The sequence below is a fragment of the Aquaticitalea lipolytica genome, from assembly GCF_014641635.1.
GTDB lineage: Bacteria > Bacteroidota > Bacteroidia > Flavobacteriales > Flavobacteriaceae > Aquaticitalea > Aquaticitalea lipolytica.
The window spans coordinates 311,086-330,063 of record NZ_BMIC01000002.1; the positions used below are offsets into that span (position 1 = coordinate 311,086).

The window sequence follows — 18,978 nt, forward strand, 5'->3', positions numbered from 1 at the left end:
GCAAACGAAATAAAACTATTGCAACACCTTTTTCATTATCAATGACTTATAAACAGTTTCTTGCCATTCTTCCTCTGAATTAGAGTCTTTTGTAATTCCGCCTCCAATATAAATTGTTGCTGCTGAATTATTTAACTGCATACAACGCAAGTTTACATACAAATTAGACACCGTTTTTACAGTTGCATAAGCATTGTTTTCAACATTACGCTTGTTTGTGTTTCTGGTACTTTTTTCTTTTAGATTCAATTCACCTAAAAATCCTGTATAAAACTCACGATTATAAGTTTCGTTTTGCAATATAAATTGTTTGGCATCTTCTTTTGGTAAGCCACAGACAGCAGGAGTTGGATGCAAGGTCTTTAAAACGCTTTTAAAACTAGACTGCTTGTTAAATAATCCTGTAATTTTAGTTTGTAGGTGAAGTAAATTACCCGCTTTTATGGTTGCTGGTTTTGATTGGTATATACTATCAACTGAAGCCTTTAAATTCTTAACAATAAAATCGGTAACGTATTGCTGCTCGTCTTGTTCTTTACTTTGCCAATTAACATTTAAAGTTCCACTATAATTTTGGGTTCCAGCCAAAGCCATTGTAGAAAACCTATTCCCTTCGGTCTTTAATAATGTTTCAGGAGTTGCTCCTAACCACAACCCTATTTTTGGATGATACCAACAATACACAAAAGCAGTATGATATGTATTTAATAGTTTTTTAAAAATAGCTATAGGATGTTGTTTGCTAGAGATAGATTCACATCTCGATAAGACAACTTTTTGAAGGTTACTTTTATGAATTGCTTCGATTCCTTTTTGAACTAGAGTAATATGTTTCTGTTTTTCATCAGATGATGAATCATTTGGTGTAGTTTCTTTTAAGTTTTCTTCAGAAATATTATAAGCACTGCTTACAAATTCAGATTGCTCCAAAGGAATTAAAATTGTTTTCTCTTTATCATTAAAAGGAGCAAATACAAATCCACTTTCAGTGAATTCAGATGTTGAATACACATTACTATTTTTTTGAAGCAAAGCCTTAACCTCTTGCTCATTAGGTTTTCTGTAAGCAACAAAAGGTGATTCAGAAACAAGCTGATTGGTTATGTGTTCAAAAAAAGCTTCAGAAGTCATTACTTGTTTTTAGGCAATGAAATTGTTGACAATCGGCAAATAGACACTAAATTGTCATGATCGTCAGTAACTCTTATATCTAACAATTGTGTTGTTCTCCCTTTATGTAAAAATGTAGCTTTAGCGTAGATATAACCTTCGGTAACACTCTTCAAATGGTTGGCAGTAATTTCTAATCCACGAACAAACATTTTCTCTGTATCTATAAAAATATGCGATGCAAAACTCCCTACACTTTCGGCCAAAGCAGCAGTTGCTCCACCATGTAAAACACCATCTGGTTGATAAACTCTAGAGTTAACAGGCATTCTGGCAACCAAATAGTCATTGCCAAAATCTATCATCTCAATATTAAGGGTTTCCATTAAGGTATTTTTACTCGCTAAATTCGCTTTTGCTAAAACATCTTCTTTAGATAATTGCATAGAAATAATGTATTTTTAATGTCGAATGTAAAAGTACAAAATGAATTTAGAAGACAAAGAAATATCATACACAACTACCAATAGTTATTCAACTTTAAATACACTAACAGATAAAACTAAAAACGTATGGTTTGTTTGTCATGGTATGGGTTATTTAAGTCGTTATTTTTTAAGGTATTTTGATGAACTTGATACTAACGAAAATTACATTATTGCACCACAAGCACAAAGTAAGTATTATATTCCTCCTACTTTTAAGCATGTAGGAGCAAGTTGGCTAACAAAAGAAAATACTATAAAAGAAACCGAAAATGTAATGCACTATTTTGATTCAGTTTTTGAAGCCGAAAAGATTCCAAAGCATGTTAATCTTATAGTTTTAGGCTACTCACAAGGTGTTAGTGTTGCTTTACGATATATTGCAAAACGACAGTTACAATGCTCACAAATAATAGCTTTGTCTGGTGGAATACCAAAGGAGTTAGTTGCTAACGATTTTAAGTTTTTAAACGCAAAAGTATCGCTCATTTATGGAAAAAATGACGAATATATGGATGAAGACCGAATGCTCTATGAAAAAAACAGAGCGTTTGAGTTGTTTGGTAATTCGATAACAATTACGGCTTTTGATGGCAAGCATGAAGTAAAAAAAGAGATTGTTAATAGTTTGGTTTAATTTATGACAGCACCACATTTAGAAAACGAGTTTGTAAAACTGACGCTTTTAGATTTAAGTAACTATAAACACTTATCTGAAATTGCAAAAACAAAAGACCTTATCTATTATTCGCCTAGCGATATTTCTACAGATGAAAAGCTAAAAGACTATGTGCAAATTGCTGTTGATGGCTACTACCATAAAACCACAATACCTTTTATAATTTATGACAAAACCAAACAAGCTTTTGCTGGTAGTACGCGTTTTGGACTTATTAATTGGCACAATAAAGTATTGCATATTGGCTGGACGTGGATTGGAAAAGAATTTCAAGGCTCTGGATTAAATAAACACATAAAGTTTTTAATGCTGCAATATGCTTTTGAAAACCTTGGCTTTGATAAGGTTGAATTTCGTATAGATGAACGTAATATTCGCTCACGTAAAGCTGTTGAAAAGCTTGGTGCTACATTAGAAGGCATTTTACGAAAAGACACCTTAATGATTGATGGTTTTAAACGTAGTACTTGCTGTTACGGAATTTTAAAAGAAGAATGGCTAGATATTAAAAGAACCGTTTTTGAAGGGTTTTAAAATAGCATCTATTTAAAGAATGATTTTAACCTGTCATTAATAAAGTAATTCCAGCCTGCTTGGCAGCTTTCTCTTTTAAACTCAGGTATTGTATCGTCAAAATCTTCAATAACATTATTAGTAAGTCGTAGTAGTGTTTTATTATCTTGCTCAAAAAGTTCAAAGCTAGTGTCTGCACTTCCTTTGCAATCTTTAAACGTCCAGTTATAAGTTATTTTTTGCTGTGGTATTACTTCAGTTACCTTCCAAACATGAAGAAAATCTCTGCTTGGTGCTTTTACATTAAATTGTGTAGTAAAGCCAACCTCAGCTTTAAAGGCTGGTATATTATCAAAATACCAAAGTACCATTTGGTCAATATCTGTAATAGCTTGCCAAACTTGAGCTCTGGTTTTATTAAACAACTGCTCTGCGATAACTGGTGCTTCAGTAGTTTTCATCTTAATACATAAAAGTTTAATGTCACTTCGAGTAATTCATAAAATGTATTGTATCGAGAAGGGATAAATATAAAGTTCTCGATACATTATGCTTAGCAAAATACTCGAACTGACATAAATAGTTTAGTGTACTAATTTAGCAATAATATCTTTAGTTGGTAATATTGCTTTAGTGTATTCTATACTTGGTCCTGCAACCCAAACGGTTTTATAAGTTGCTTTTGTAGCAGCATTTTCAGTGGCTCTCATTCCAATACTAAAACGAATCATTTTCACCCACTTTTTAAGTTTTTTGTTTTTATTTAAAACAGATTCTAACCAAGATTCTTTAGTGCCAATTTTTTGTACATAAGGTGTGTTTATTACTGTACAAGGAGTTCCAGAAATACGTTGTGTCATTACAATATCTTTTGCGCCATAATCAACACAAGCTTGTTTATACTCGTCGGTTACATTGGCTTCAACAGAAGCAATAAACGGACTTCCAACAGAAACACCTTCTGCTCCATAACCAATCATTTTATCGATATCTGCTTTACAACCTACTCCACCAGCAGAAATAACAGGAATTTTTAAATTAGAGGTTAATAGTTTTATTAATTCTTCTGGTGAGTAATTTCCTCTATGTCCTCCAGCTTCATTATTTACTGCTATAGCAGCGTCAGCACCAAGACTTTCAACTTTTTGAGCAAATTTTAAATCGGTTACATCACAAAATACTTTTATACCAACTGCATGTGCTTGCCTAATGGTCTCTTCAGGACTTCCTAATGAGGTTATAATAAAATCACAACCTTCTTCACACAACACCTCTAACTGACCTTTGTATTTTATGTTAGATTTATTGACTATTAAATTAAACCCAAACGATCCTCCTTCAACTTTTGCAGCTTTAAGTTCTTTAATTGCTGCTCTCAATTCATCTAGTGTTCTGTAATTAAGTGCAGGAATACAACCTGCAATTCCGCCTTTCATTGCCTCTATTACCATTGCAGTATTTGAGACTAAAAACATAGGAGCTTGTATAATTGGATACTTAATATTTAATAGTTGAGTGAGTTTAGTTTGCATGTCTAAAAATTGATTTTAGCAAATATAATAAATTATTATGCATGCATAATACATGTAGCTTTAAATAATTATATAAGACAGATAAGGTAATTACTACAAGTCTTAAATCAATCACAAAAATATCATAAAACATTCTTAATCTGTATTATAAATCAATAATTGATAACTACATTTAAATATAATTTTAAAAAAGAGTAAAACTTTTAATTCATCAATCAAAAAAAATCAAAATCATCAAAATCATCAAAATCATCACTACCATCAATTTTGTGTTTTAATTGCTTTACACTGTAACCATCTTTTAAGATTAGGCTTTTTAATATGTAACCTTTAAAAATTCTAATATTATGAGAACACAAGTAATTGGTTTATTATTTTTAGGACTAACCAGCCTAATGACAGCACAAACTAGTGCAGATGACATTAATGTTGACGATGAAATCAACAATGTAGAACTAAACAACCTTGTTATATCTGCGAACAGCAAATACATGAACAAGGCTTATGATGAGAATGCCTCTAATACTGTTAAAAATTTAGAACAAATAGTAGCCAGTTTTAAAATAAAAAACACAAGCACTTATAGTTCGGAATTTGACAGCTATTTGGTAAACTTTAGAAATGATAAGACAGCCATTAATACAGTTTATAACTCTGATGGAACAATTTTATCTTCTAATGAGAAGTTTAAAGATGTGTTAATGCCTCATACTGTAAGACAAGCACTTTACAAAGAGTATCCTGGTTGGACAATTCACAAAAACAGTTATCATGTAAGTTATACTGAAAACAGAAATGTAAAAAAATTGTATAAAATACAAGTTAGAAAAGATGGAGAAAAAAAGAACTTAAAAGTAGATATAGTAAATAATACAGCTATAGTTTCTACATATTAGTGTTAATTATATTCATCAAAAAAGTAAAAAAGCGTAACCAACTCTGGTTACGCTTTTTTAAAATATTAAGATAATTTAAACTTATTTCACTTCTTCGAAGTCTACGTCTTCAACATCACTTCCTTCTGCTTGTCCATTCTGGCTAGCATCTGGTCCTGGTTGAGTTCCACCTTGTTGAGCCTCTGCTTGTGCTTTGTACATTTCTTCGCTAGCAACTTTCCAAGCTTCGTTGATTTTCTCTAAAGCTGGATCGATAACTGCTAAATCTTTTGTTTCAAAAGCTGTTTTTAATTCTTCAAGAGCTTCTTCAATTGGTTTCTTTTTATCGTCAGATAATTTATCACCAAATTCTTTAAGCTGACTCTCTGTTTGGAAAATCATTGCATCAGCAGCATTTAATTTGTCTGCTTTTTCTTTAGCTAATTTATCTGCTTCAGCATTTGCTTCAGCATCAGCCTTCATTTTTTGAATTTCTTCTTCAGTCAATCCAGAAGATGCTTCAATACGAATATCTTGTGTTTTGTTTGTCGCTTTATCTGTAGCTGAAACTTTAATGATACCATTAGCATCAATATCAAACGTTACTTCAATTTGAGGAGTACCACGTCTTGCTGGTGGAATACCATCTAAATGGAAACGTCCAATAGTTTTATTATCTGCAGCCATTGCTCTCTCTCCTTGTAAAACGTGAATTTCTACTGAAGGTTGATTATCTGCTGCTGTTGAGAATACTTGCGATTTTTTAGTAGGAATTGTAGTGTTAGCTTCAATTAGCTTTGTCATTACATTACCCATTGTTTCAATACCAAGAGATAAAGGTGTTACATCTAAAAGTAATACGTCTTTTACATCTCCTGTTAAAACTCCTCCTTGTATTCCTGCTCCTACTGCTACAACTTCATCAGGATTTACACCTTTACTTGGCGCTTTTCCGAAGAATTTTTCTACTGCAGTTTGTACAGCTGGTATACGTGTAGAACCACCAACTAAAATAACTTCATCAATATCTTTAGTAGTTAAACCTGCAGCTTTTAATGCTGTTTGGCAAGGCTCAATTGTACGTTTTACTAAATCGTCAATTAATTGCTCAAATTTAGCTCTTGTTAATGTACGTACTAAGTGCTTTGGTCCACTAGCTGTTGCTGTAACATAAGGCAAGTTAATTTCTGTTTGTGCTGAAGATGATAACTCAATCTTAGCTTTTTCAGCAGCTTCTTTTAAACGTTGCAAAGCCATTGGGTCTTTACGTAAATCGATGCTTTCTTCAGCATTAAACTCATCAGCTAACCAATCAATAATTTTTTGGTCAACATCATCTCCACCTAAGTGAGTATCTCCATCTGTAGATAATACTTCAAATACACCATCACCTAATTCTAAAATAGACACGTCATGTGTTCCTCCACCAAAGTCAAAAACAACAATTTTTTGATCTTTTCCTTTTTTATCTAATCCGTAAGCTAAAGCAGCAGCAGTAGGCTCGTTAATAATACGACGCACTTTTAAACCTGCTATTTCTCCAGCTTCTTTTGTAGCTTGACGTTGAGAGTCATTAAAGTAAGCTGGAACAGTAATTACTGCTTCAGTTACTGTAGTTCCTAAATAATCTTCAGCAGTTTTCTTCATTTTTTGAAGAATCATAGCTGATAATTCTTGTGGTGTATATAAACGACCATCGATATCTACTCTTGGCGTATCGTTGTCACCTTTTACCACTTTGTATGGTACACGTTCTGCTTCTTTTTTAGACTCAGAATATTTATTTCCCATAAAACGTTTAATAGAATAAACCGTTTTTGTTGGGTTTGTTACTGCTTGACGTTTTGCTGGGTCACCAACTTTAATTTCGCCTCCTTCTACAAAAGCAATTACAGATGGTGTAGTACGTTTACCTTCCGCGTTTGGGATTACAACTGGCTCGCTACCTTCCATTACTGAGACACAAGAGTTGGTTGTTCCTAAATCGATTCCAATAATTTTACTCATAATACTTATTTATTGTGTTGAATGTTCATTTTTAAATTCCTTTTGTTTAAGTCAATGATTATGCCAAGGAATGAATACTGACAAGCTGTCATTTTTTGTCATAAACTTTATAATTAAAAGATAATGGATTCCTTTAAAAACCCTTTATATTTGCTTTACTAAAACGATTGAGTAATATGGAATGTATTTCTGTTTTTGATATGCTAAAGATTGGTGTTGGTCCTTCGAGTTCCCATACTTTAGGTCCTTGGAGAGCTGCTGAACGATGGATTAAAGAATTAAAAGCAAATGACAAGTTTAATAACGTTGAAAAAATTACTGTCGATTTATATGGTTCTTTATCTTTAACAGGAAAAGGTCATGCAACAGACTATGCTGTTATGCTTGGATTATGTGGTTATGATCCTGAAACTATTCCGACAGAAAAAATAGGTGAGATTATTGCCAATATTAAAGACTCGCACGAGCTACTGTTTAATAATGAAGTTAAACTAACTTTTAATCCAGCTACAGATATAGTTTTTAACAAGAAATTTTTACCATTTCATTCAAATGGCATTAAATTTTCTGCAACTATTGATGACAAAAAAATTGGCTCTACCTTCTACTCTATTGGTGGCGGATTTGTTGTAAAAGAAGAACGAAAAAATGCTAAGAAAAACAAAGATATTTTTGCCAATACCTTTCCTTATCCGATTGCATTAGGAACAGAACTTTTAGCATATTGCAAAGAACTTAATATGCCAATTTCAGATGTTGTTTTAGAAAACGAAAAATCAATTAGACCAATTGAAACTATAGATTTTGAACTCAAAAGAATTTGGAGTACCATGCTTGAGTGTATGTATATTGGCTGCCATACCGAAGGTAATCTTCCTGGTGGTTTAAATGTAAGACGACGTGCTTACGATATGCATCAAAACTTAAAAGGTGATTTGCCTTATAATTCTCCGCAAGAATGGTTAGACACAATCAGATTAACTGAGGTTAAATTTAGACAGATACTAAAATGGGTAAGCTGCTTTGCTTTGTCAGTAAATGAAGTAAATGCTTCTTTAGGTCGAGTCGTAACTGCTCCAACAAATGGAAGTGCTGGAGTAATTCCTGCTGTATTAATGTATTATATGGTGATTGAAAATCATGATGCCGATTTTGAGCATATTAAGAAATTTTTATTAGTAGCTGGTGAAATTGGTAGTATATTCAAAAAAGGAGCAACAATATCTGCAGCAATGGGTGGATGTCAAGCCGAAATTGGTGTGTCTTCTGCCATGGCTGCAGGTGCATTATGTGAGTTATTAGGTGGATCACCAGAACAAGTTTTAGTAGCTGCAGAAATTGCTATGGAACATCACCTTGGCATGACTTGTGATCCTATTGGTGGATTGGTACAAATACCATGCATTGAACGTAATGCAATGGGAGCTATAAAAGCTATAAATGCTGCTGAATTGGCTTTAGATACTGATCCTGAAAATGTAAAAGTACCTTTGGATAAAGTAGTACAAACCATGTGGGAAACTGCAAAAGATATGAATTCTAAATATAAAGAAACCAGTGAAGGCGGCTTAGCCGTTGGTGTAAATATGGCAGATTGTTAATATTATGAAATTAAAAATATTCTTATTCCTTTTTGTTTTTACTACGCTTTTATTTTCTCAAGAACAGAAGTATTTAAATAATGATACACGGTTATACACCAAAGCTAATTCAGATTCAGAATTTATAGGCTTTTTTAAAGTAAACGCTCAAGTACAACTTATATCTAAATATAATGATAACTGGTATTTTGTTAAAGCTGACAACAATAATACAGGTTATGTGCTCACAAAATATCTTTCTGACAAATACACATCAAATCCTACTGAAGCAGAAGACAAAGAAAACCCAATTCTAAAAGGTGATCAATATTACGGAAACTATCATTTATTTATAAATGTAGCATCATTAAGAGCTAGAGGGTTACCTAACGCAACTGGACCTATTGTTAGCATATTAACTACTGGTGAAGCAGTACCTGTAAAATATATACCTCTTAATGAAGACGATTGGGTTTTTATTTCTAGCGGAAGGTATGTACAAAAAAAATATCTTGGAGAAAGACCTGCTTTTAGTGAATTGCTGAAACTTTTTGACAGTTTTGAAACTGACAATATTAATGACAGAAAAAAAATTGCTGAACGTCTAGTACAATTAGCTTGGAATGGCGAAACGGAGAACCTACCTCAGGCTTACAACATATATTATAATGTTGCAAAACAATTAAAAGACATTGCTTTAATTGAAGATATTGAAACTAAACTCATTTTAGTCAATGGTTTAACAACTAAAAAACCGTATCAAGAAACAGAAGCTTTTATTGAAAATGCTGATTTTATAATTAGAGGTGTAAACGTTGAAAATCATTTTATAAAACTTAATGAGTTAGTTAAAGTCTATGGAGAACCTACCAAAATAGATTTAATTAGTGACGAATGTGGTGTTTATTATAGTGAAACTTTCTACACGTATCCAAATATGGTTTTGTCAGTTAATAAAGAAGAAAATTTAGCAGATTTATATACTGTTTTTATTAATCCTAATAATAGTTTTAAAATTGATGATGACCATATTATAACACATAATACTTCAGAAAGAGATTTTCTTATTAAGTATGCGCAACACATTGTTACAGGAATTGCCAATTTACATATTTATACAATCCAAACTGATTCCGGTGGTTATAATTTTACTTTTAAAAATGGAAAAATTGTAAGTATTGATTTCTATAATTTGTGTTAGTACTCACAACCTTCTTTTCGTCTTGTGTCTATTAAATAGATAATTTTCCAGGCATCATTCATTTTAACTAATTGAAAAGAATTAACTCCACAATGGCTAAATTGGTCATTTAGCCAAAACTCATATGGCGTCCAAACATTTGCCATATTACCATCAATTTGAATATTATAGCCTAAAATCTTTTCTTCAAACGTTACTGTACTTGGAATAGAAACTATCGATTTTAGGAACTGACTAAATTCATCAGACTTAATAATGGTATTGCCATTTTTATCTCTTCCTATAGATTGAAGAATAATGTTATCTGCAACTACTTGCTTTATAACTGTGCTATCCTGTTTATGAAATCCTTCAAAAAAAGTTTCGATGGTTGTTCTCACATTTTCCTGTTCATTGTTTTGTGCAAGAGCTTTAAGCGAACAAAACATTAAAATAATAATTACTGCTTTAGTCATACCATTAATTGTTTTTACTAATTTAATTTATAAATCTAAATTTGAATTGTATTGAGCTAAGTTTAACATTATCTACTTAATTTATTACTTTTACAATCTGGAAAACATATACTAAAAGCATGTCTGTAGCAAAAAAAGAATATAAGAGAATTACTGTAAAAACATTAGTAGATATGAAAGCCAATGGAGAAAAAATCTCTATGCTTACTGCTTATGATTATACAATGGCAAAAATTGTTGATGGCGCAGGAATAGATGTTATACTTGTAGGTGATTCTGCAAGTAATGTTATGGCTGGTCACGAAACTACTTTACCAATTACTTTAGATCAAATGATTTATCATGCATCTTCTGTAGTAAGAGCAATAGACAGAGCACTCGTTGTTGTCGATTTACCTTTTGGAAGCTACCAAAGTGACCCTAAAGAAGCCTTACGTTCTGCTATTAGAATTATGAAAGAGTCAGGTGGACATGCTGTAAAGTTAGAAGGAGGAAAAGAAGTAAAAGAGTCGATAAAGCGAATTTTAAATGCTGGAATTCCTGTTATGGGACATTTGGGATTAACTCCACAATCTATATATAAATTTGGTACTTATACTGTAAGAGCTAAAGAAGAAGAAGAGGCTATAAAACTAAAAGAAGATGCATTAATGCTCGAAAAATCTGGTTGCTTTGCTATTGTTTTGGAAAAAATACCTGCAAAATTAGCTCAAGAAGTTGCCGAGAGTGTTAGTATTCCTGTAATTGGAATTGGTGCTGGAAATGGTGTTGATGGACAAGTACTTGTTTTGCACGATATGATTGGTATGACTCACGAATTTCATCCACGTTTTTTACGTCGTTATATGAACTTATTTGAAGATATGACAACTGCAATTTCTCAATATGTAACAGATGTAAAATCTAAGGATTTTCCTAATGATAATGAGCAATATTAATACAGCTTTTAGCCTATAATTTGTGACTAAAATATTATCTAATAAAAACAACCTTCAAGTAATATACGAAGACAATCACATTATTATTGTTAATAAACGTGCAGGAGATATTGTACAAGGTGATAAAACTGGTGATAAGCCTTTAAGCGACGTTGTTAAATTGTATATAAAAGATAAATACAATAAACCTGGTAATGTTTATTTAGGTGTTGTACATCGCTTAGACAGGCCAACGACTGGAGTTGTTATGTTTGCAAAAACCAGTAAAGCACTACCAAGACTTAATAAATTATTTTCAGAAAAAGAGGCTAAAAAAACGTATTGGGCTATTGTTAAAAATCTACCTCCAAAAACCAAAGATACTTTAGTGCATTGGTTGAAAAAAAATCCAAAGAACAATAAGTCAACTGCATATATTAAAGAAATATCTGAAGGAAAAAAGGCTGTTTTACATTACACACACATTAAATCGTTAGATAATTATCATTTACTAGAAGTTGAATTAGAAACTGGTCGTCATCATCAAATTCGTTCGCAATTAGCCAGTATTGGTTGTCCTATAAAAGGTGATTTAAAATATGGCTTTGACAGAAGTAATCCTGATGCAAGTATACATCTACACGCAAGAGAATTAAAGTTTATACATCCTGTTTCTAACGAAAATATTCATGTTATTGCTCCTTTACCAACAGATGCCGTTTGGGATGCTTGTGAAGATTAACTTAATGGGTAATCTATAATAATTTTTACACCTTCATAAGGTTTTGAGTACATATTAAAAGTCGCGTTGATAAGTTCTGCTCTGCTCTTCATGTTTATAAGTCCAGATCCTTTTTCAACAGTTTCCATATTAAATCCTTTTCCATCATCAGAGGCTTCAATTACTAGCATGTTAGGCTGATAATTTAAAAATACGCTTAGGTTTTCAGCCTCAGAATATTTTACAGAGTTTGAGAAGAACTCTTGTAAAATTCTAAAAATAATTATTTCATGCTTTTTATCATTAAATGGTACTTTGTCTCCTTTAATATGAAGCTTAGCTGAGGCAAACTTCATTCGCTTTAATCTGTTAAGCTCGTTATTAATAGACTCTTCAAAACCAATGTTTAAAATTACTTCATTGTTTAATGATTTTGAAAGTGAACGAACCTCTTTTAAACTCTCTTTTATAACATCTGAAGTAGCATCAATGCTTTCTTTAATATCACTACTAGCTTTAGCAGAAATCATATTCATTTGCATACTAGCATAAGCTAATAATTGGCCTACATTATCATGTAGTTCCCAACCAATATGCTTAAGTGTTTGTTCTTGTATTTCGGTTTGAGTTCTAGATATTTCCTCATCAAACTCTTGTTGTTGTTTAATTTTATCTAATAACAACTTGTTTTTACGTTTCTGAAAGACAATAAAAAATACAATAACTAACGTGGTTACTATAATTAAAACAGCTAGCATATATACCAATAAATAGCGCTCTGCAGCAGTTGAAACTGCTCGTTCTTGTAATAAAATATTCAAAAAATTAATCATTTTTTAATTCAGGTTTACAATAGATAAGTGCAAATGTAAAGGTTAAGTACATAAATACGTTTGCAAATAAAAATATTTGCCATTTTAGGAACACAAAATTCCAATCTGAAGTTGAAAAATATATTTCATAAAAAACAATAGGTGTAATAATAAGCCACCAAATAAAAATAACAGCTCCTATATAAAAATACAGCGATTTATAGAAATTTAAAACGCTCTCTGATTTTAACATTTCTATAAAATATAATATTACACTCATTAAAATAATAATTGTTCCAAAAACATTTATAATACGCAGAGACTCATTAAAAAACGAATTATAATTTAGTGCTATACTACAAATACTAAAAAGTAAAAAAACAAACGTTGAATATTTAATAACCTTATTGCTTATCTCTTTTGAAATAATTTTTCTAAACAAAAAAGAATAAAAGAGCACTGCTCCAATATTCCAAAAAATTGTAAACCACCAATAATTAGCTTTAATTACAGAGTTTTCTATTAAATAACTAAGATTAAATGTTCTTAAAAACCTTGGGTAACCTCCTAGTAAATCAACAAAAAATGCATAAACTAAAAAATAAATAAAATATTTAGCAGCAGTAGTTTTATACTTCTTTAAACAAAATAAACCAATAACAGCTGCTAAAAGTTCTACTCCATAAGTAATTAAGGCATAATATTGTTTTAAAAATTCTTCCATTGTACACCCAATTTATAATATTATTTATGTTCTGGTTTACAATAAATTAGAGCAAATGCAAAGATGAGGTACATAAAAATATTAGAAAACAAATAAACATATTTTCTTAACAATAGATATCCGCTATCTGCTGTTGAAAAATAAACTTCATAAAACAATAATGGTGTGATAATTAACCACCAAATAAGTAATACTGCACTAATTATTGAATTTAAAGATTTATAAAAAACTAGTATTTTATCACTATTTAATACTTCAACAAAGTATAAGGCTATACAATTTAAAATAACTATTGCCCCAAAAATATTTATAAATTTTAATTGCGAATTAAAAAACGCATCAAGATCATATAAAATATAAATACAACTACTTATAAAAAAAACAAGACCTAAATACCTTATAATTTTAATAGATATTTTTGATTTTATTATTTTTTGATAATAATAGGACATAAACAAAGCGCTACCTACATTCCAGAAGGTAGTAAACCACCAATAATTACGCTTAAAAGGTGTTGTAGAAAGCTTTTCTTTTAAAACATTAAATATATCATACTCAACAAAATAAGTAGGATAGCTACCAATAAAGTCTACAAATGCAACATAAACTAAATAATAAATAAAAATTCTACTATCATTATTTTTAAATTTTTTAAAATAAAAAACACCAATAGCAGCAGCTAAAATTATTACAATGTCATTTAATTGCGTTGAATAATCTATAATTAAGTCTTTCACTGAACTATTTATTGTGGATAATTAGCACTTGGAGGATTTCCTGGCTCTCCACCATTCAATCCACTACCACCAATTACATCACCACTTTTTTGTAAAGACAAGTTAATCATACTGCCTTCAGATAAACTTTTAGTTCCTGTAGGTATAAAAAACATAGTTGTGTAACCAACAACATCGTCTTTATCAGGATGTGCTCCTAGATATACACGAACACCATCCATAGTATAACCTAAATCTTTAGCTTCGCTTTCAGCAAAATCTAAATAGGTTCTCATATCTGATAAAGAATACCATGATGAGCGATTATCTGGTCGTTTTACAATTGAGTCGCTAATTAACTGATGTCTTGAGTTAAAGGCTTCATCTAAAACCTTTGCTTCTGCTGGAGTAATAATACCTTTTGGTGGTAAATACTCTTCAATTGTTTCATTGCAGCAATAAAAATACATTGCAGCAGCACCAACAATAATTCCCAATACTAATAATCCAAATTTTTTCATGTGATTAGTTTTAAATTAATTAATTGTTTAAATATATTAAAAAGACATTCTATTTGTAGTATTTATATTACTTTTCTATCCTAACCAACCTTCTCTATCCATACTTCTGTATTGAATAGCTTCACTTATATGTGAACCTTTTATAGATTCAGAACCCTCTAAATCGGCAATTGTTCTGGATACTTTTAAAATTCTATCGTAAGCTCTCGCAGAAAGATTTAAGCGCTCCATTGCTGTTTTTAGCAATTGCATTGAAGCATCATCAAGTTCACAATACTTACGTATCTGTTTGGTATTCATTTGAGCATTATAGTGTACGCTTTTAGAATCTTGAAAACGCTTAGTTTGTATAGTTCTAGCTGCTGTAACTCTATTTCTAATTTCAACTGAAGATTCTCCTTTTCTTTTGTCAGAAAGTTTTTCAAAAGGCACTGGAGTCACTTCAATATGTATATCAATTCTATCTAGTAAAGGACCAGATATTTTACTTAAATAACGCTGCATTTCAGCTGGCGATGATGTTATTGGTGCATTAGGATCGTTAAAATATCCACCAGGACTCGGATTCATACTTGCAACCAACATAAAACTACTCGGATAGGTCACTGTAAATTTTGCTCTCGAAATAGTAACTTCTCTATCTTCTAATGGCTGACGCATTACTTCTAAAACTTCACGCTTAAACTCAGGTAATTCATCTAAAAACAAAACGCCATTATGTGATAATGAAATTTCTCCTGGCTGTGGATAACTTCCTCCACCAACAAGCGCAACATTAGATATTGTGTGATGTGGACTCCTAAAAGGTCGTTGTGCCATAAGTCCTGTGTTTTCTTTTACACGACCGACAACCGAATGTATTTTAGTAGTCTCTAAAGCTTCATGCAAAGTCATAGGTGGCAAGATTGATGGTAAACGCTTTGCCAACATGGTTTTTCCTGCTCCTGGTGGACCAATTAAAATTATATTATGTCCTCCAGCTGCTGCAATTTCCATACAGCGTTTTATACCTTCTTGACCTTTTACATCTGCAAAATCAAATTCTGGAAAATTTAGACTTTTATTAAACTCTTCTCTAGTATTTATAATAGTTTGCTCGAGTTTTTCGCCTTTATCAAAGTAATTAATAACTTGAGTTATATTATCAATTCCATAAACTTCCAATCCATCAACTATTGCAGCTTCTTTAGCGTTCTGACTTGGCAAAATAAACCCTTTAAAACCTTCTTCTCTTGCCTTTACTGCTATTGGTAAAGCGCCTTTTATCGGTTGTAAATTCCCATCGAGAGACAATTCTCCCATAATTAGATATTTCTCTAAATCATCAGCTTTAATTTGCTTTGAAGCCACAAGAATTCCAACTGCTAAAGTTAAATCGTAAGCCGAACCTTCTTTACGCAAATCGGCTGGCGACATATTTATAATTATCTTTTTACCTGGAATTTTATAACCATTATTTTGAAGCGCAGCAGCTATTCTAAAATTACTTTCTTTAATAGCATTATCTGGAAGTCCTACTAAATGGTAACCAACACCTGCATCTACATTAACTTCTACAGTAATAGTTGTTGCTTCTACACCAAATACAGCGCTTCCGAATACTTTTTTGAGCATAAATTATTGTTTTGTTAAAAATAGCAAAAAAATACACAATCAATTACATTTAAAAATTGATTACTTTAGTTGAGTAATTCAAAATACACATGAGTAGAACTAAGCAAATTGGCTTCATTTTAGGTCCTTTATTTTTTATTTTAATCTTATTTTTTTTTAAACCAGAAGGTTTGTCTGATGAAGCTAGAGCTGTTTTAGCTTCTTCGGCATGGATTGCTGTTTGGTGGATTACAGAAGCAATCCCAATTGCAATAACTGCTTTACTCCCAATTGTGTTATTTCCGCTTTCTGGTGGATTAGATTTAAATACAACCACAAGTGCTTTTGGACATAAATACATATTCCTTTTTATGGGAGGATTTATTATAGCTATTGCGATTGAGAAATGGAATTTACATAAACGTATTGCGCTTAATATTATCAATTTAATAGGCTCTGACGTTAAAAAGATAATTTTAGGTTTTATGCTTGCTACTGCTTTTTTATCGATGTGGATTAGCAACACTGCAACTGCTGTTATGATGTTACCTATTGGTATTGCTATTATAACACAACTTAAAGACAACCCAAATACTATTGAAGATGAAAACCAAATTTTTGGCAAATCATTAATGCTAGCTATTGCTTATAGTGCTTCTATTGGAGGAATTGCAACACTTATTGGCACACCTCCAAACCTCGTTTTAGCTGGTGTTGTTTTAGATACTTATGGTTATGAAATAACCTTTTTACAATGGTTTATGTTTGGATTTCCAATTTCAATGCTATTACTTTTTATATGCTGGAAATACTTAACAAGCTATGCTTTTAAATTTAAACAAAAAGAATTTCCTGGTGGAAAACAAGAAATTAAACGTTTACTAAAATCGTTAGGTAAAATTAGTTTTGAAGAAAAAATTGTGGCTTTAGTATTTTTTACTACTGCTTTCTTTTGGATAACACGATCATTATTATTTGATAAATTATTACCTGCACTTGATGACACTATTATAGCAATCGTGTTTTCTATTGTGCTCTTTTTAATTCCTTCAAAAAACAAAAAAGAAAAACTAATGTCGTGGGATGATGCTGTAAAATTACCTTGGGGAATTATCTTGCTTTTTGGTGGTGGAATGGCTTTAGCAAACGGATTTGAAAGTAGCGGATTAGCACTTTGGATTGGTAATCAAATGACTTTATTAGCAGGATTAACAACTATTTTGTTAGTAATTTTACTTATTACAGCTGTTAACTTTTTTACTGAAATCACTTCTAATTTAGCAACCACAGCAATGCTTTTACCTGTTTTGGCTCCAATGGCAATTATTGTAGATATACATCCATTTATTTTGATGGTTGGAGCAGCTGTTGCAGCATCTTGTGCGTTTATGTTACCAGTAGCGACACCTCCTAATGCAGTAGTGTTTGGTTCTGGTTATTTAACTATACCTGATATGGTTAGCAAAGGAATTGTAATGAATATTATATCGATAATTATTCTAACACTATTTGTGTATTTTGTGCTTCCTGAATTATGGAATATTACTGTAAATGGTTTTCCAGAAGCACTTAAAGGCTAAATATTTGTGATGAAATCTAAAGCTCTGGTTTCGTTATAATAAAACTTATTTAGTTTTACAAAGCCAACATGTCCTCCATAATTTGGCATTTCTAAATGTAGATTAGAATTAGTTTTTGCCTCTTTAACTGGATAACACTCTGGAGATAAAAAAGAATCGTTTAAAGCATTTATAATAAGTGTTGGTGTTTTTATATTATTTAAAAATTGTAGACTACTACTCTTCTCATAATAATCTTGTGCATCAATAAAACCATGTGCTTTTGAAGTATAAACATTATCAAAATCATTTAAAGTTTTGATAGAATTAATATCTTCAACTTTTAATTTATCAGGATATTGCTTTTGCTTTAGTTTTAATCTTTCAACTAAATACCTTTTAAATCTATCATGAAATAATATATTTTTAAAAGTATGTAGTTCTAAAGCTGAACCCTTTAAAAAACAAGGTACTGAAACTGCAATTCCAGCTTTAATTTGAGATGGAACATTATCTCTTTCGCCTAAATATTTTAAAGTCACATTTCCACCAAGACTAAATCCTTTTATATATATTTCTGAATAGTGTTTTGATTCTATTATATGCTGAACTACCTCATGTAAATCTTGAGTAGCACCAGAATGATATGAATAATATTTTCGATTTGACTCACCACTACAACCTCTAAAATTTACACAAACTGCATCTATATTATTTTCAGTAAACAATTTTGCTGTTCCTGTCATGTATGGTCGTTGAGCATTACCTTCTAAACCATGTAATACAATAATTAACTTATTAGTTTTTGCTTTTGCAAAACTCCAATCTAAATCTAAAAAATCACCATCAGTAAGTTCTATTCTTTCTCTTTCTTGTTGTAAACCGTTTACACTTCTGAATAGCCCAGAATATACTGTTGAAACAAATCCTTTTCTAAAAAAATATGGCGCTTTGTAGGTAGATTGTACTATTGGCATA

Annotated in this window: 20 protein-coding genes; 8 read left to right on the forward strand and 12 right to left on the reverse strand. The window is 31.3% G+C overall.

The annotated features are described in order from the left end of the window. Positions 1-15: 15 nt before the first annotated feature. Together IEW41_RS08260 and IEW41_RS08265 are read right to left on the reverse strand one after the other, a co-directional pair. Positions 16-1,131, reverse strand: coding sequence for a chorismate-binding protein (locus IEW41_RS08260; RefSeq protein WP_188605871.1), 1,116 nt, complete (start codon positions 1,129-1,131; stop codon positions 16-18). Continuing rightward, on the reverse strand, positions 1,131-1,556 hold the full coding sequence (locus IEW41_RS08265; protein ID WP_188605872.1) for a PaaI family thioesterase: 426 nt from the start codon (positions 1,554-1,556) through the stop codon (positions 1,131-1,133). Before IEW41_RS08265 ends, IEW41_RS08260 begins: the two co-directional genes overlap by 1 nt. Before the next feature lie 40 nt (positions 1,557-1,596). On the opposite strand from IEW41_RS08265, the gene IEW41_RS08270 reads away from it, so the two are divergent. Both IEW41_RS08270 and IEW41_RS08275 read left to right on the forward strand, forming a co-directional pair. Then, positions 1,597-2,232 carry an alpha/beta hydrolase gene (locus IEW41_RS08270; RefSeq protein WP_188605873.1) on the forward strand — a complete coding sequence of 212 codons (636 nt, stop codon included), beginning with the start codon at positions 1,597-1,599 and terminating at the stop codon, positions 2,230-2,232. Between the two features lie 3 nt (positions 2,233-2,235). Beyond that, positions 2,236-2,808, forward strand: a complete 573-nt coding sequence (locus tag IEW41_RS08275) for a GNAT family N-acetyltransferase (protein WP_188605874.1) — start codon at positions 2,236-2,238, stop codon at positions 2,806-2,808. Between the two features lie 8 nt (positions 2,809-2,816). On the opposite strand, the gene IEW41_RS08280 is transcribed toward IEW41_RS08275, so the two are convergent. Both IEW41_RS08280 and IEW41_RS08285 read right to left on the reverse strand, forming a co-directional pair. Then, the gene (locus IEW41_RS08280; RefSeq protein WP_188605875.1) at positions 2,817-3,248 is read right to left on the reverse strand and encodes an SRPBCC family protein; all 432 of its coding nucleotides are present in this window, start codon (positions 3,246-3,248) and stop codon (positions 2,817-2,819) included. A gap of 123 nt (positions 3,249-3,371) precedes the next feature. Next, positions 3,372-4,319: an NAD(P)H-dependent flavin oxidoreductase gene (locus tag IEW41_RS08285; protein ID WP_188605876.1), complete on the reverse strand. Its 948-nt coding sequence runs from the start codon at positions 4,317-4,319 to the stop codon at positions 3,372-3,374. A 347-nt stretch (positions 4,320-4,666) separates the two neighbouring features. Between IEW41_RS08285 and IEW41_RS08290 the strand changes: the two genes are divergently transcribed. Further along, entirely contained in the window at positions 4,667-5,215 is a 549-nt protein-coding gene (locus tag IEW41_RS08290) for a hypothetical protein (RefSeq protein WP_188605877.1), read from the forward strand. A gap of 81 nt (positions 5,216-5,296) precedes the next feature. Here IEW41_RS08290 and dnaK read toward each other — a convergent pair whose 3' ends face one another. Continuing rightward, positions 5,297-7,201, reverse strand: a complete 1,905-nt coding sequence (gene dnaK / locus IEW41_RS08295; protein ID WP_188605878.1) for a molecular chaperone DnaK — start codon at positions 7,199-7,201, stop codon at positions 5,297-5,299. Between the two features lie 176 nt (positions 7,202-7,377). Between dnaK and IEW41_RS08300 the strand changes: the two genes are divergently transcribed. Both IEW41_RS08300 and IEW41_RS08305 read left to right on the forward strand, forming a co-directional pair. Further along, positions 7,378-8,802, forward strand: a complete 1,425-nt coding sequence (locus tag IEW41_RS08300) for an L-serine ammonia-lyase (protein WP_188605879.1) — start codon at positions 7,378-7,380, stop codon at positions 8,800-8,802. 4 nt (positions 8,803-8,806) lie between these two features. Continuing rightward, the gene (locus IEW41_RS08305) at positions 8,807-9,982 is read left to right on the forward strand and encodes an SH3 domain-containing protein (RefSeq protein WP_188605880.1); all 1,176 of its coding nucleotides are present in this window, start codon (positions 8,807-8,809) and stop codon (positions 9,980-9,982) included. Here IEW41_RS08305 and IEW41_RS08310 read toward each other — a convergent pair. Then, positions 9,979-10,437: a nuclear transport factor 2 family protein gene (locus IEW41_RS08310; protein ID WP_188605881.1), complete on the reverse strand. Its 459-nt coding sequence runs from the start codon at positions 10,435-10,437 to the stop codon at positions 9,979-9,981. The genes IEW41_RS08305 and IEW41_RS08310 overlap by 4 nt on opposite strands. Positions 10,438-10,556: 119 nt before the next feature. Between IEW41_RS08310 and panB the strand changes: the two genes are divergently transcribed. Both panB and IEW41_RS08320 read left to right on the forward strand, forming a co-directional pair. Further along, positions 10,557-11,375 (forward strand): 3-methyl-2-oxobutanoate hydroxymethyltransferase, encoded by an 819-nt coding sequence (gene panB, locus IEW41_RS08315; protein WP_188605882.1) that lies wholly within the window; start codon positions 10,557-10,559, stop codon positions 11,373-11,375. A gap of 22 nt (positions 11,376-11,397) precedes the next feature. Beyond that, positions 11,398-12,096, forward strand: coding sequence for an RluA family pseudouridine synthase (locus IEW41_RS08320; protein WP_188605883.1), 699 nt, complete (start codon positions 11,398-11,400; stop codon positions 12,094-12,096). Here the strand turns inward: IEW41_RS08320 and IEW41_RS08325 are convergent. From IEW41_RS08325 to IEW41_RS08345, 5 genes are all read right to left on the reverse strand, one after another. Continuing rightward, positions 12,093-12,908, reverse strand: coding sequence for a sensor histidine kinase (locus IEW41_RS08325; RefSeq protein WP_229660197.1), 816 nt, complete (start codon positions 12,906-12,908; stop codon positions 12,093-12,095). The two genes, IEW41_RS08320 and IEW41_RS08325, sit on opposite strands and share 4 nt — an antisense overlap. Continuing rightward, positions 12,901-13,611 carry a hypothetical protein gene (locus IEW41_RS08330; protein ID WP_188605884.1) on the reverse strand — a complete coding sequence of 237 codons (711 nt, stop codon included), beginning with the start codon at positions 13,609-13,611 and terminating at the stop codon, positions 12,901-12,903. Before IEW41_RS08330 ends, IEW41_RS08325 begins: the two co-directional genes overlap by 8 nt. A gap of 20 nt (positions 13,612-13,631) precedes the next feature. Continuing rightward, positions 13,632-14,348: a hypothetical protein gene (locus tag IEW41_RS08335; protein WP_188605885.1), complete on the reverse strand. Its 717-nt coding sequence runs from the start codon at positions 14,346-14,348 to the stop codon at positions 13,632-13,634. Positions 14,349-14,356: 8 nt separating this feature from the next. Then, entirely contained in the window at positions 14,357-14,848 is a 492-nt protein-coding gene (locus tag IEW41_RS08340; protein ID WP_188605886.1) for a hypothetical protein, read from the reverse strand. Positions 14,849-14,923: 75 nt separating this feature from the next. Further along, complete coding sequence (locus IEW41_RS08345; protein WP_188605887.1) at positions 14,924-16,462, reverse strand: YifB family Mg chelatase-like AAA ATPase; 1,539 nt, start codon at positions 16,460-16,462, stop codon at positions 14,924-14,926. Between the two features lie 89 nt (positions 16,463-16,551). Between IEW41_RS08345 and IEW41_RS08350 the strand changes: the two genes are divergently transcribed. After that, positions 16,552-18,021 carry an SLC13 family permease gene (locus IEW41_RS08350; protein WP_188605888.1) on the forward strand — a complete coding sequence of 490 codons (1,470 nt, stop codon included), beginning with the start codon at positions 16,552-16,554 and terminating at the stop codon, positions 18,019-18,021. Here the strand turns inward: IEW41_RS08350 and IEW41_RS08355 are convergent. Continuing rightward, positions 18,018-18,977, reverse strand: coding sequence for a YheT family hydrolase (locus tag IEW41_RS08355; protein ID WP_188605889.1), 960 nt, complete (start codon positions 18,975-18,977; stop codon positions 18,018-18,020). The two genes, IEW41_RS08350 and IEW41_RS08355, sit on opposite strands and share 4 nt — an antisense overlap. Position 18,978 lies beyond the last annotated feature (1 nt).

Excerpts from the sequence above, each read along its gene's own strand:
- IEW41_RS08310 (WP_188605881.1), bottom strand. The coding sequence starts at position 10,437 with ATGACTAAAGCAGTAATTATTATTTTAATGTTTTGTTCGCTTAAAGCT.
- panB (WP_188605882.1), top strand. The coding sequence starts at position 10,557 with ATGTCTGTAGCAAAAAAAGAATATAAGAGAATTACTGTAAAAACATTA.
- IEW41_RS08350 (WP_188605888.1), top strand. The coding sequence starts at position 16,552 with ATGAGTAGAACTAAGCAAATTGGCTTCATTTTAGGTCCTTTATTTTTT.
- IEW41_RS08300 (WP_188605879.1), top strand. The coding sequence starts at position 7,378 with ATGGAATGTATTTCTGTTTTTGATATGCTAAAGATTGGTGTTGGTCCT.
- IEW41_RS08265 (WP_188605872.1), bottom strand. The coding sequence starts at position 1,556 with ATGCAATTATCTAAAGAAGATGTTTTAGCAAAAGCGAATTTAGCGAGT.
- IEW41_RS08305 (WP_188605880.1), top strand. The coding sequence starts at position 8,807 with ATGAAATTAAAAATATTCTTATTCCTTTTTGTTTTTACTACGCTTTTA.
- IEW41_RS08290 (WP_188605877.1), top strand. The coding sequence starts at position 4,667 with ATGAGAACACAAGTAATTGGTTTATTATTTTTAGGACTAACCAGCCTA.
- IEW41_RS08345 (WP_188605887.1), bottom strand. The coding sequence starts at position 16,462 with ATGCTCAAAAAAGTATTCGGAAGCGCTGTATTTGGTGTAGAAGCAACA.
- IEW41_RS08260 (WP_188605871.1), bottom strand. The coding sequence starts at position 1,131 with ATGACTTCTGAAGCTTTTTTTGAACACATAACCAATCAGCTTGTTTCT.
- IEW41_RS08275 (WP_188605874.1), top strand. The coding sequence starts at position 2,236 with ATGACAGCACCACATTTAGAAAACGAGTTTGTAAAACTGACGCTTTTA.
- IEW41_RS08355 (WP_188605889.1), bottom strand. The coding sequence starts at position 18,977 with ATGCCAATAGTACAATCTACCTACAAAGCGCCATATTTTTTTAGAAAA.
- IEW41_RS08330 (WP_188605884.1), bottom strand. The coding sequence starts at position 13,611 with ATGGAAGAATTTTTAAAACAATATTATGCCTTAATTACTTATGGAGTA.
- IEW41_RS08285 (WP_188605876.1), bottom strand. The coding sequence starts at position 4,319 with ATGCAAACTAAACTCACTCAACTATTAAATATTAAGTATCCAATTATA.
- IEW41_RS08325 (WP_229660197.1), bottom strand. The coding sequence starts at position 12,908 with ATGATTAATTTTTTGAATATTTTATTACAAGAACGAGCAGTTTCAACT.
- IEW41_RS08270 (WP_188605873.1), top strand. The coding sequence starts at position 1,597 with ATGAATTTAGAAGACAAAGAAATATCATACACAACTACCAATAGTTAT.
- IEW41_RS08340 (WP_188605886.1), bottom strand. The coding sequence starts at position 14,848 with ATGAAAAAATTTGGATTATTAGTATTGGGAATTATTGTTGGTGCTGCT.
- dnaK (WP_188605878.1), bottom strand. The coding sequence starts at position 7,201 with ATGAGTAAAATTATTGGAATCGATTTAGGAACAACCAACTCTTGTGTC.
- IEW41_RS08280 (WP_188605875.1), bottom strand. The coding sequence starts at position 3,248 with ATGAAAACTACTGAAGCACCAGTTATCGCAGAGCAGTTGTTTAATAAA.